Source organism: Agrobacterium sp. ST15.16.024, assembly GCF_027956545.1.
GTDB classification, from domain to species: domain Bacteria; phylum Pseudomonadota; class Alphaproteobacteria; order Rhizobiales; family Rhizobiaceae; genus Agrobacterium; species Agrobacterium cucumeris.
On record NZ_JAQKGO010000002.1, the window covers coordinates 279,638 to 292,386 of the forward strand.

A 12,749-nucleotide genomic window follows, 5' to 3' on the forward strand; every position below is an offset into this window, starting at 1 on the left:
CGGCATTTTGGTGCCGTTGTCTCCAAAAAAAGAGGCGAACATCTATCTCGCAGTTCCCTTCCTCGCTTGCCTATCTTGGTAGCTTCCTCACCGGTCAAACTGTTGACGACGGCCTCTGTAAATTGACTTGGCCTCAGTTAGCGAATCTTTTCGCTCATAAGACGAACGTAGGGTTGTGGCTTCCGGTGAATCAGCGTGTATTTCTTGAGGTGTTCAATAACCCGCCAGTTCAATTGGTGGTAACGTCGTTAATCAAGCAGGTGATCCTTTGAACGCTTTCAAAAACCTATGGCGGGAATTCTTCAAGGCCAAACCTAGAGTCAAGTTGGATAACCGATTTGTCGATTTGGCTCCTACCGACGATGCTGACCGGACTGGCGTTTACTCGTCCGCGCTCAACGCCGCCATCGGCAGGGAGAACGTATTCAACATCGCGCTCACTGGGCCCTACGGGTCTGGTAAAAGCAGCGTGATAAAGACGTTTCTTAAGTCCTACGGAGGAAAAGCACTAGCCTTATCACTGGCTTCCTTCATACCTGAGGCGGAAACAGAAGGAAAAACGAAGTTAAGCAAACAAGAAATAGAGCGAAGTATTCTGCAGCAATTGTTATACGGAGCAAATGCAAACAATCTACCACATTCACGCTTTAAACGGATTCAGACGCCACACAGACTATCGATTCTAAGCGCACTGGCGCTTTGTGTAGGCTTATTCTGTGCTTGGTATCTTTTCAACAACGTATCAATCATAACTAACGGTAAATACTTTACGCCATGGAGAATTTCGAACTGGTTTAATTATGTGGCTTTTGTCAGCGGGATTGCCTGCATATGGTGGCTTGCCTATGGAATATATGTCAAAAGCTTTGACGTCTCTCTTAAAAGCGTTTCGCTTAAAGACATACAGATCGCTCCCAAAGCACTTGATCAAGAATCAATTCTCAACAGACATCTTGACGAGATAATATATTTTTTTCAGTCAACGGACTACGATCTAGTTGTCATAGAAGACTTGGACCGGTTCGAGGAGCCGCATATCTTTGTGACTTTACGCGAGATTAATGCGTTGGTGAACCAGAACTCAGGCATACACCGCCGCATCCGCTTTATATATGCTCTACGTGACGAAATTTTTGTTACAACAGATCGGACGAAGTTCTTCGAATTTATTATTCCAATAATACCTGTAATCAATCATTCTAATTCAATAGATAAGGTTTTGACACATGTGAATCGAATTGGACTTGCGGGGAAGCTTGACCCTCGTTTCTTGCGTGATGTCTCGCGATACCTGGACGATATGAGGCTAATTGCCAACGTATTCAACGAATACATCATATACAACAGCAACCTGACTGCGCAACAGAATGAAGGGGTAATCGATGCCAATCGGCTGCTCGCCATACTTATTTATAAGAATGTAATGCCAAAAGACTTTGCTTCGCTCCACAAACAGGATGGTCTATTAATTAAAGCGTTGCGCCTATACGAAGATATCATCGCTCAAGAAGAGAGAAAAATACGACTCCAAATTAATGAAATACAAGGCGAGATTGATAGAGTTGAAAATCACACACTGGATGACATCAGAGACCTTCGTAGAGTTTTTGCTATAGGCATCATTTCACAACTTCCACCACATACAGCCACCATCGCCACAGATACTGGACCAATCGGCATTGGAAAGCTTCCAGACCATCCGGATTTTGAAAAAATCCTCGCAGGGAGCACAATATCAATTACCACCCAACACGGTCACCCGAACTCAGTCCAGTTATTGAGCGTCGAAAAAGCAATTACCTCCAGCATGACATACGCTGAACGAAAGGCTGCCATTGAGAGTCGGGCGGCCGATTCTAGAGCGAGGATTTCTGAAAAGTTAGAGCAACTGAAACGCGAGATCCCGCTCTTGCGCATGAAGAAATTCCACGAGGTTCTAAGGACAGGCTCCGCTTTAATCGACGAGACATTTGGGGAGGCAAGCGGAAATCGAGATCTTCTAAGATATCTTATCTTAGAAGGATATCTTGACGACTCATACCACCAGTACATTTCGCTATTTCACGGCGAGCGCCTTTCCCCCCATGATCATCAGTTTCTTCTTCAGATTCGCGCCTACAAAAACCCCCGTCCAAATTTTCAATTGAACAATATTACGGAAGTATTAGCATCGATGCGGGAAGACGATTTCGGCCGTGAATATGTCCTAAATTTGAATATATTCGATTATATGCTGGAGAATTGTGGTGAAAATGCCGCCCGTATTAATCGGGCAATCGCATTTGTGAAGGAGAATTTTGGTGAATGTGAAGAGTTTTTCACAGGTCACTATGCGACTGGAAAGTTCACCGATCGGCTCGTCTCAATGCTTTTGGCTAATTGGTCTGACTTTCCCGTGGTCGCTCTAGAAGGCTCGCAAGCTGTGTCTCATGCGGCGCGTATTCTTGCATTTGCTCCTGAGGAGTTCTTCGCTTCAGAAAGCAAAGGCCGCGCTACGCTATCTAAATTCCTTTCTGAAAATTTGAGCGTAGTTCTTGACCAGAATGTTGACTTCGAATTCAAACGCCTAAAGTTATGCAATGTTATTGTCTCAAGTCTAATAAGCATTTCTGACTACAGCAGCGCTTCCGAGTTCATTATAGCTGAAAAGCTTTATAGAATTTCGATCGAGAACATCCGGCACATTATGGCGTATTCCATCGGATATTCTAACCTCAATGATCTTGAAACGCGAAACTATACCGCGATTTGCAGGGCTAACGATAGCGGATTTCGTGCCCACATTGATGCGAATTTTGGTGCCTATCTCACGGACGTGTTGCTGAGCTTAAGAGATAACACATTTGAGGATGCACGGACCATCGTTGAAGTGCTGAACCATGAGGAAGTGGATTTCGATAGTCGAGCCCAGTTCCTCGAGATGCAATCCGCCCCCATTCATTCGCTAGGCGACGTTCCGGAGGGATTTTACGAAGTACTGCTTGTCACTGAGAAAGTCGAGAGTACGTGGGAAAATTGCCTGACATACATTAACAGCGACATGTATGACGATGAAGTGCTAACCTCCTATTTGCAGCGCGGGAATGCGGCTGAGGTGCTTTCCAAAACTCCAGTAGCAGATGGAGAGGAGTGGCGTAAACTTCGACAGTTTCTGGTCAACAACGAAGCGTTTGACGACGAAATATACGGTTCATACATTAGCAATCTTCCGAACCAATTCACTAACTTGCCGAGCGTCGGCTCTGAAAAACTCAGAATCCTTATTAAGGCACGCAAAATCTCGTTCTCAAATGAAAACTTCGAAGCGATGGACGAAGGCATAAAACCCTTCTTTATCGCAACGAATTTCAACAGCTACTGGAGCGACCGCGATGAGTTCGAGATGGACGACAGTTTGCGCGGGGAGCTTTTGCAAGAACGCATATCAGACGCGCAAAAAATGCTCGTCATATCTGAAATGGATCCGAATTTCATAGTCGGTCATCCTGAGGTCGCTGCATTGGTAGCGCCCGTCTTGAATGGACAGCCTATTCCGCAAAAGCCTTACCATCCTGATTTCATACGAGCTATCGTCGTAAATTCTCGGAGAGGTGAACCTCAAATATCTCTGTTCAACAAATTGCAGGAAAGTCTATCCCTGGAAGAAGTCCGCAGCATTCTCGAGGAATTGCCGTCTCCGTATTGCGACGTAGTGACATCCGAAAAAATTCCAAAAATAGAACTGACGGACACCAATATGCAGTTTGCGTCTTGGCTTAAAGCGCGGAAGGTAATTTCCTCGTATAGCGTATCAATTTCGACAGGTGTTATCCGGATCAACAAATTCCGAAGGTAGTGGTGCAGAAAGTGCCGTCCAGAGGGCATTCACCTGTATATTTTTTGATTTCAGCACTGCCCACAAATAACCGTAGGTGCCGGGCGTCGGTTCATAGCTCATGGCCAATCCCTTTTTGCGCGCGCCAAAACAAAGCTGTTTTGCTCGCAATTGCCGCACCCAAGGCAACGATGGGAACTGCCTGCGCGTCAGTTTTTCGGCGCGTTCCTCGGCGAAGCTGAGGGTGTCGAATGCTGCGCGCTGAGCGTCTTCTTTTCTGTCAAATACGTCTCTCGTGTAAAGCGGCTTATCGACGCCTCTGGCGTTCACGACGGCTCGGCAGTGATTCCCTTTGCGGAAAACTGTCACAATGAATGGTCCTCGCCTAATCGTAGGGTTGCCGCTAGCGCTCAGTCGCCATCCCTGCAATTCGGGGAACCTCTTCCTTTTCCCCGCAGCGCTACGCATTGTTTTGTCACGGCGTTGTGCGCCAAGCAGGTCCTCTTCCATATGCCCGGCACAGACTTCCCCGCAGGCAAGCGTCTCATGATAGTGGGGGTTCGCCATGTAATGGACGTAGCGAATATGAACCGCGTCGCAAATCTCGCAAATCTTGGACGCCCCCCCCCAAATCCTCGACGTTAACGGACTCCCAGCCTTTTTTTAGGAACTCCAGGCTCGGACCACTTGCCTCTACCGCCGGTTGGACCGTCCATAACTCCTCCCAAAAACCTTTGGAGTATTATTTGCCCGTTAAACCAGAAGGTCAACGATACTTAGAGGGGTTGACGTAGTGTAATGCGTGCCACGGACAGTGCCACCGTAGCGAAGTCTATGTCACTCTTGCTTGTCTCGGATAAATTTCCAAAACTCCTTAGGCATCCAGCCTGCTCGATTTCTAACATCCACAACGGATACGAATATGTTTGTATCTTCTGGAATAGCAGGTTTGAGTTTCCTGTACCAAAAGCTGCTGTTTTTGCGTGTCCAAACCAACCAAGAGTTTTTGTCGTATTCCACCCAGTCAACCGCGGAGTCGAGCAGCTCGGTCATTTTTGATCGATCAAGCGTTGACGAATGATCTATGTTTACGATGACAAAATGTCTCTCACTCATCGGCAAGATCCTGATCCTCATCACCCTTGTTTCGATTGCTGTCTGTTACTTCTTCCTCATTCTCGCTGCGTTTTAGATAACCTTCTTTACGAGGCATGCCATGTCGGCTTTTTCTAAGTCTGTATCCGGTTAAAACAGTTCCTATGAGACTGACTAGAGCCCCAACCGCTGCGACCACCGCTGAAATGTTAAGGATTTCATCAAGCATCTTGCATCTCCGAGAGAACGACGCAAGTTGTCGCGACGATTGATCCTGTAATGAAGGTAAATATCGAAAAGGAAACCAAGTACTCGATGTTTGTTGTCGGCGTCGGGTTTCTAATCGCGACATAAAGAAATATGCAAAGTGCGACATGTAGGATCGCTGTCCCCGCTACAACGACTTTCAGCCCTTGCAGCCTGTTCCGATTCAAGCCCACAAGCTCTCCTAGACCCGCGGCACAGAAGCCTGAGCAAAGCAAAAATAGATCGCCTTGATTTAGCACAGAACTTATTGTGATACCCGCGACACTGTTTGCTGTTCCTGAGATATAGCTTGATATGATCGGGACAAGAGACAAGAATATTGTGAAGAAAATCCAGCGAAGAAGCTTAGTTGCCATATTCCGGTTCCGGTGAAGGATATTTCGAAGCAATGGATGGGCACCTTGCTCCAGCGCAAAACGGTACTGCGCCAGATTTAATATTGTGTATACCGCACGTTTGCGCCTCCTGCATCGCTCAACCTTAGGTCCCCGGAACATGGATGACTGGTAACAGGTGCCGTCTCGCTCCGTCAAGCTTCGCACGGCACCTCGTCATGACTTCTGAAAGAATGGAGTTGTCGCAGTACTAAGCTCCGTGCTGGCGCTTCAACGCCGTAACCCTAGATACGCCATACTCCGAGAGTGACCACTTCGTTTTCGAAACAGTCTACTGCGAACAGAACGCGCTTCCGTTACAGCGACCACCAAGTCAGAGGCGGTTGGACACTTTTGGAAAAAACGTAATCATCGCGAGGGAAACTAAGAGGTCCAAATGCAGCCCAAGCCGCTGATTTTATCCGAAATCAGCGGCCCGGCTTGGGGTACCATTTCCTGAAAATCATATTGATTTTGCTGGTTTTGTTCGGCGTGCCGGCCCGAAACAATCATCCCCGAAGTAACCGTCAAGAACGGATGCTGGCAAACAAAAATTTTCGTTTCAGCCTGTCGACAGGCCGTCGCATCCAACTACATCCTTGCTATAGCCGAACCTGCCTCGGGATCAGGGGCTGCTCCCCCGTCATAATAGGATTTCACCGCATCGTGGCCGCGTAGTCCTTCTGGCCGATACGCCTTCGTTTCATCGTAATGGACCACACCAGCCAACTTGAAACGATCAACGACGCTTGGATGTATTGGCGCGTCGACAGGAATTTTGCGAACGCATGATTTCCACGGCAGCCAGCCCGACTTGATTTCGTCGTGCTGAACGCCTGCGCTGGAGGGATATAAATGCAGCCATTTGTCGTCGACGACGATCGGATGTGTGACGTTCGTCGCTCTGTTCACCATCCACGCCAGCGCGATGTCTGAGAGACGGGATTCCGTTTCCAGATAGCTCCCACCAATGTCCGAGTGCACACCCGCAAACCAGACCTGCTCAAACCAACCGTCTTCCTTGTTTGCCGAGTCGGACGATTCATCAGTCCATGGCACACGAGCAAACTTCGCTCTATTCTCATCTATGGAGAGGGCGTGTTTGGCATATTCGACGCGTGGATTGAGAACCGTGTCGTAGAATTTCATACGCCAGCCTGTCAGATGAATGGTTTTCCACCATGGGTCGCTCAGCCCCGTAGCCCACTTCAAATGGGTCGCCAGATACCACGCCACCATGAATGTCACCGCCACACCCACGCTGGCAAAAAGCCATACGTTTAATGCAATCTGCCACGGCATCATCGCCCAGACGGCCGTGGCCAGCCCGGCAACTCCCAAGGTGAGCGCGAGGAGGATGAGTATTTGCTGGACGGCATTGACCCCCAATGCGCCCACGGTGTCCCATACTCCGACGAAGTAAGGCACCGTATTGGCCCGGTCAGTTTCATCAGAGGAACGATATTTTTCGCGAAAGCGGGCGGCCAGCTCTTTCCGCTGGGCGTCAAGCAGCTTGCTGCCTTTACCGGCGCCATGCTGATAAACCGTTTTCACCGCTTCGTTTGCAACCTTGCGAGCCGTTTTCGGGTCCCGGTAAAAGACAGTAACGCCATCATCCATCGTTGTCGGCACGCCGCACCAACCTAACACGCCACCCAGGCATCGCGCGGTGTAGGCGCCACGGCTGAAGCCAAACAGGAAAATCCGGTCACCTGGCTCCCAGGACTGGAGAACAAAAGTGTAACAGTCCACGATATTCTTGGTTATTCCAAGTCCTGTCGCCTGTGAGAGAACGTTATAGATTTTCCGGAAGGCACCGATCTTGATATCGTCGGCATCTGAAGCCGAACCCAACCCGGCATCGTAAAACGCGATTTGATCATCGGGGTTCACCGCCGAGTCTGGACCACACCGGGTTGCACGAAATAATTTATAGACGTTACTGCGGCGCTCATCGGGAAGTAGCCCGCCAGCCTGACCTGTACCATCTGAAAGTATAAGGATGTTCTTCGGCATGCGGCTTCGCTCCAATGAACCTAAGCCATCTTGCTGGATTTGTGATATTCAGTAAGCACAAAAGGATTTCAACCGGGAGTTTTCCCCAAAATTCTCTTCTAGTGAAGCCTCTATACGATGCAGAGAAACAAACCGCCGTTCGACTGTTTCATCGCCGCCGTAAAATCACGAAACTTTGCTCATCCACCCCCCGTTTATTACCGGGCTTTCATTTGCCAGAAGTAACGGACTGGATTAGACGAATCCCGTGACACACCGTTGATCGGCGACTTAATTTCGCCATCACGCCCGCCTTTTTGAAAGCCCGTCCGGGAATATCTGCTTCTTCGCGAAGTTTGAGGAAAACATCATGGCCAATGCGACCACCGCCGACAACAGCCGTACGCTCGCCGCTCTCGGCGTCACGGCGGGAATGATCTTCACCGTCGGCTCCGCCCTCGGTTTCCAGCATATTGGCGGTTACACGCCCTGCGCCCTGTGCCTGTTGCAGCGCGATCCCTATTATTACGCCATTCCGCTGGGCATATTGGCCGTTGCGACCAGCGTCTTCAAACTGCCGGTTCAGATCACGCGGCTGCTTCTCGCCCTCATCGGCGTGGCGATGCTGATCGGCGCCGGGCTTGGTGTTTATCATGCCGGTGTAGAATGGGGTTTCTGGGAAGGCCCGATCACCTGCGCCACCGGCGCGCCGTCCATCACCACCAATGCTGGCGATCTGTTGGGTGATCTGAATGCCATCAAGGCGCCTTCCTGCAATGATGCGGCACTTCGGGTGCTTGGCCTTTCTTTCGCGGGCTGGAACGTCATCGCAAGCATTGCACTTGCGGCCATCGCCTTTTTTGGCGCGAGCCGGAAAAACCGGTAAACGGGAAAGCCGCGTTGCAGTCCTGAGGATCAGGGCTGCAGCTCGGTATCCCAGTAAAGATAGTCCATCCAGCTTTCGTGCAGATAGTTGGGCGGGAACAACCGCCCATTATTGTGCAAATCCTGAACCGTCGGCTGGAATGGCTTCTGCGCCGGGAACATGCCCGCCTGTTTGGGAAGCTTGCTGCCTTTTTTAAGGTTGCAGGGAGAGCACGCCGCCACGACATTGTGCCACGTGGTTTCACCGCCATGCGCGCGGGGAATAACATGGTCGAAGGTCAATTCGTCCCGCGTGCCGCAATACTGGCATTCGAACTTGTCCCGAAGGAAAACGTTGAAGCGTGTAAAGGCGGGATTGCGGGTGGGCTGCACATAGGTCTTGAGGCTGACGACGCTCGGCAGCCGCATGGAAAAGCTGGGGGATGACACCGCGTGATCATATTCTGCGATGATGTTCACACGGTCTAGAAAGACAGCCTTGATCGCGTCCTGCCAGGACCACAACGACAAGGGATAATAACTCAATGGCCTATAGTCTGCGTTCAGAACGAGCGCCGGCAGGGCCTGTGGTGAAACTGCAATCGTCAAGGGCTTCTCCTGAGCGATTCGGCATCTGCACTTGTATATTAGGTCCGTTGTTACAGGATTGTGAAGCCTATAAATGCAGCGGAGAAGAGCTTAATTTTTCAGCGGGAAAAAGGCTCTTTTATGTTCCTGACGACCGGACGGCAGCAGCCCGACGGGTTGCCGCCTGACAGCCGCCGAGCTAGTGATTCGGCGCTCTCGATCACAAAATCGGTCTCACGCCTGTTGCACCATTGGTGATATGATCATCGCGACCGAGAAAGTGGAGCACACATCCCGATCAGACACCTATCTGTCGCCCCATCAGCAGGAGGAGAGCGCATGGTTTCCCGCAGGCATCATCCATCGGCAGCGTTGCGGGCGGGACTGGCAACAGGCCTGTTTGTCCTTACGATAAGTCTGGCCGCATTGGCCCAAGCGCAGCAATATCAGAATTTCGAAGTCACGCCGGATGGTCGCGGTGGTGCGCAGGGTACGATCGGCGGGCGCAATTTTGAAATCGAACGCAACTATGACCGGCCGCCGGCAAACCGCCGCGCTTCATCAGACGCGCGGCGCGACTATGGAAGCCCTGTGCCGCAACAAACATGCCTTATAGACACCGAGGGCAGAACCCGCTGCAACTGAACGCCGCTGCGCCGATTTTTCGGTCAGCTTCCTCCGCCGGCAACAAAATTCGATTTCACTAAAAAGCAATCTATCGACTTAAAAGGCCTGCAAGAAAGGGCCGGTATGTTCAGGCACAGATAAAACAACTGCGCAGGGGCAGAGACATGGCGAAGAAAACAGGCCGTCTGGTAAAGACTTTGGCAGTTGCCGTCGGCATGGCGGCAAGCATCGCGACGACGGCTTCGGCCGTTCAGCTTGGTGGTCTCGCCAAAAACCCGGTCACAACGCGGCCCGGCCAGTTCATGTCAACGAGCCGTCCGACCATCGCCCCCATCGCCTTCGCAAAATTCTGCGACAATGCCGCCGACCAGTGCGTCCGCATTGGCGATCGTGACACGATCGAGCTGACGAAACAGAAGCGTACGGAACTGCAGCGCATCAACTCCGAGATCAACACGGCGATCGTCTATGTCGGCGAACTGGAGGGGCAAGATGAGTGGAAGCTCAATCCGGCAAGCGGTGACTGCGACGACTACGCCGTGACCAAGCGGCAACGCCTGCTGCGGGCCGGCTGGCCATCGGGTGCGCTTCGCATCGCCACAGCCCGCACCCCGGGCGGTGTCGGCCATGCGGTTCTCGTCGTCAGCACGACCCAGGGTGATCTGGTGCTGGACAACCGCACCAACGTCGTCAAGCCGTGGAAAGCAGTGGATCTGAAATGGATCAAGATCCAGTCGCACGAAAACCCGCGCGTCTGGCTGAAGCTCTAGAACGTCTCCGACAATATCCGCGCGTCCCTTCTTTTCGCGAGACCGGACGCGTGCTCGACCGATGATTTAAGGTGTCATATCTTTCAAATGTGAAAGAGGGTATCCTGTCCCCTCATATCGAAGCGTCCTTGACTGGAAAGAACGCCGCCGACGCGGCACCTCAACACAGCCTTTGCAGAGATCATGGCATCCAGAGGGCCCGGCCCGAGGAGGCTGTGCCACCGCCACGGTCAACGCTCTTGACCTTGTACCGGAGAGACAGTATCGGCAGCTATGCCCAAGGTGCTCAACTGGATTCGCGGTCGTAAACAGCCAGCCCCCCGCGACGACCGGAGGCGGCGCCGGTTAGACCTTGGCGACAAGCCCGCCTCCTTTCCAATCTACACCATTGGTGACGTGCACGGTTGCCTCGACCTGCTTTTACAGGCGGAACGGAAAATCCTTGCTGATCTGGGCCCGGACCCCGCCCCCGCCCTGGTCGTTCTGGTTGGCGACTATGTTGATCGCGGACAGGATTCCTGCGGTGTCATCGACCATCTTCTCCAGCCGCCGCCGGCGCCACTGCGCCGTATCGCGCTCTGCGGCAATCATGAGCAGCTGTTCAGCGACTTTCTGGAAAATCCGCAGGACAACATGCACTGGCTGGATTTCGGCGGCCGCCAGACGCTTTTATCCTATGGCGTCGATATCGATTATTTCATGCACAAGGGCCGTTTGCGGCTTCAGCCTTTCAGGGACGCATTGATCGGTGCGATCCCGCACACCCATCGCCAGCTTTTATCCAGCCTGCCGGTCTATGCGCGCATCGGACCCTATATTTTCGTGCATGCCGGCTTCCGGCCGGGACTACAACTGGATGCGCAGACCGATGAGGACATGTTGTGGATCAGGGAACCGTTCCTGTCGCAGGGAGCCGGGCTGGACCTGCTTGTCATTCATGGCCACACGCCGGTCCCGGAACCACAGACGGGCCCGCAGCGGATCGGTATCGACACCGGCGCCTTTACAACGGGCAGGCTAACGATCCTGAAGCTTTCAGATGTTGGCCCGCAATTGGTTGTCTGACGGCCGGTCATCGGCAAACCATGCGTCAGCGGGCCTCAAAATCTCGATTTTCGGACTTTCGAGCAATCAGTCCTGTTTAAAGTCCAGAACATTGCCAAGTGCTGCCATTTGCTGGCGTTTCCATTCAACGGCATCAGTAAACGCCCTGTCTCCCAGTTCCCGTCGCTGCTGCTGGCTGGAGGCAAGCCACAGGACTGCATTGGCGAAAGCCTGATGGTCCCCATCATCCACGACGATCACGCCGTTGCGATAATGCTCCGAAAGGCCTCTCGCGCCCGTCTGGGTGCTCACCGTTGGAACACCGGCAGCCAGAGCGTCGAGCAGCTTTATGTTGATGCCGGTGCCCAGCGTAATCGGATTGATCGACACTGGCGCGCGCGAAAAAGCATCCTTCAAATTATCGACACGACCCAGCTTGAGAACACCTTCCGTGTCTTTGATCCTGTCGCATATGCTGCCTGCCAAAACCAGCCGGATATCCGGCCGAGCGGCCCTCACCAAAGGCAGGACATTCTGAAGGAAGCCGTTGAGGGAAATGGCATTGGCATCATTGCCGGAACCGAGAAACAGAAAATCGTCAGACGTAAAGTCCTCCACTCGTTGATGGAGATCCAGAATATGGCTGACGGTCGTAACGGTCGGCGTTTCATTTCCGAGCAGCTGCCTGAATATCCGCTCTTCTTCTTCCTGTATGGAAAGGACGACATCGGCGCGACGAAAGGCCCTGCGTTCCGCCTTTGGTGGAACCGAGAACCAGTATCCATATTTGTTGGCGGTTTTAACGAATGCCCTGTGACGATCGGCAAAGGAATCGTGCGTATCGAGAATGCGAAGCACATCCGCCGGCAGCCCCCTGAACGCCCGGGAGTGAAATGCATATTCCACGATGACCGCATCGATCCCCAGCCGACGCTGAACATCCCGTATCTGCCGGCCTATTTCCGGATAATAAAATTCATCGAGGTAATTGTAGAACCCTCTGTCGCGGCCCAGTAGTCGGTAAATCTTCCGAACCGCCCGAAACAGGGTCAATCCAACTTCAAAAGCCGGGTCTTCGGCAAGCCGCTCTTTCAAACTGTCCCGCTTTCGGGACACAAAATGCAAATGGCCGGACCCGAATTCAACTTCATGAGCGGCGGGATCGAAATCGGCTATTATCGGAGTATCGATATAAACGAAATGCACATCGTGGCCGAGCGACCGCACGGCGCGGGTGAGTTGCAATATCCTGCTGCGATTGCCGGCATTGGCAGGTACGGCGGGAATGGCTGAGACGAAAGCGACCCTCAT

Annotated in this window: 11 protein-coding genes; 5 read left to right on the top strand and 6 right to left on the bottom strand. The window is 52.0% G+C overall.

Going from position 1 to position 12,749, the window contains the following annotated elements; all coding sequences use genetic code 11:
* The first annotated feature begins 268 nt into the window (after positions 1-268).
* A complete protein-coding gene (locus PL640_RS09805) occupies positions 269-3,835 on the top strand; it encodes a YobI family P-loop NTPase (RefSeq protein WP_271361700.1) in 3,567 nt (1,188 codons plus the stop codon).
* Here the strand turns inward: PL640_RS09805 and PL640_RS09810 are convergent.
* The 4 genes from PL640_RS09810 to PL640_RS09825 form a co-directional block, all read right to left on the bottom strand.
* Positions 3,791-4,183 carry a hypothetical protein gene (locus tag PL640_RS09810; protein WP_271361701.1) on the bottom strand — a complete coding sequence of 131 codons (393 nt, stop codon included), beginning with the start codon at positions 4,181-4,183 and terminating at the stop codon, positions 3,791-3,793. The two genes, PL640_RS09805 and PL640_RS09810, sit on opposite strands and share 45 nt — an antisense overlap.
* 468 nt (positions 4,184-4,651) lie before the next feature.
* On the bottom strand, positions 4,652-4,930 hold the full coding sequence (locus PL640_RS09815; RefSeq protein ID WP_271361702.1) for a hypothetical protein: 279 nt from the start codon (positions 4,928-4,930) through the stop codon (positions 4,652-4,654).
* Positions 4,923-5,138 (bottom strand): hypothetical protein, encoded by a 216-nt coding sequence (locus PL640_RS09820; protein WP_271361704.1) that lies wholly within the window; start codon positions 5,136-5,138, stop codon positions 4,923-4,925. The genes PL640_RS09815 and PL640_RS09820 overlap by 8 nt, the downstream gene beginning before the upstream one ends.
* Before the next feature lie 1,003 nt (positions 5,139-6,141).
* Positions 6,142-7,566 carry a DUF2235 domain-containing protein gene (locus PL640_RS09825; protein WP_271361705.1) on the bottom strand — a complete coding sequence of 475 codons (1,425 nt, stop codon included), beginning with the start codon at positions 7,564-7,566 and terminating at the stop codon, positions 6,142-6,144.
* 349 nt (positions 7,567-7,915) lie between these two features.
* Between PL640_RS09825 and PL640_RS09830 the strand changes: the two genes are divergently transcribed.
* Complete coding sequence (locus PL640_RS09830) at positions 7,916-8,431, top strand: disulfide bond formation protein B (protein ID WP_271361706.1); 516 nt, start codon at positions 7,916-7,918, stop codon at positions 8,429-8,431.
* A 29-nt stretch (positions 8,432-8,460) separates the two neighbouring features.
* On the opposite strand, the gene PL640_RS09835 is transcribed toward PL640_RS09830, so the two are convergent.
* The gene (locus PL640_RS09835; RefSeq protein WP_003585610.1) at positions 8,461-9,018 is read right to left on the bottom strand and encodes an HNH endonuclease; all 558 of its coding nucleotides are present in this window, start codon (positions 9,016-9,018) and stop codon (positions 8,461-8,463) included.
* Positions 9,019-9,336: 318 nt separating this feature from the next.
* On the opposite strand from PL640_RS09835, the gene PL640_RS09840 reads away from it, so the two are divergent.
* From PL640_RS09840 to PL640_RS09850, 3 genes are all read left to right on the top strand, one after another.
* On the top strand, positions 9,337-9,642 hold the full coding sequence (locus tag PL640_RS09840; RefSeq protein WP_271361707.1) for a hypothetical protein: 306 nt from the start codon (positions 9,337-9,339) through the stop codon (positions 9,640-9,642).
* A gap of 146 nt (positions 9,643-9,788) precedes the next feature.
* Positions 9,789-10,394 carry a transglutaminase-like cysteine peptidase gene (locus PL640_RS09845; RefSeq protein WP_269699132.1) on the top strand — a complete coding sequence of 202 codons (606 nt, stop codon included), beginning with the start codon at positions 9,789-9,791 and terminating at the stop codon, positions 10,392-10,394.
* A 273-nt stretch (positions 10,395-10,667) separates the two neighbouring features.
* Positions 10,668-11,459 carry a metallophosphoesterase family protein gene (locus PL640_RS09850; protein ID WP_271361709.1) on the top strand — a complete coding sequence of 264 codons (792 nt, stop codon included), beginning with the start codon at positions 10,668-10,670 and terminating at the stop codon, positions 11,457-11,459.
* A gap of 66 nt (positions 11,460-11,525) precedes the next feature.
* On the opposite strand, the gene PL640_RS09855 is transcribed toward PL640_RS09850, so the two are convergent.
* A complete protein-coding gene (locus PL640_RS09855; RefSeq protein WP_271361710.1) occupies positions 11,526-12,749 on the bottom strand; it encodes a glycosyltransferase family 4 protein in 1,224 nt (407 codons plus the stop codon).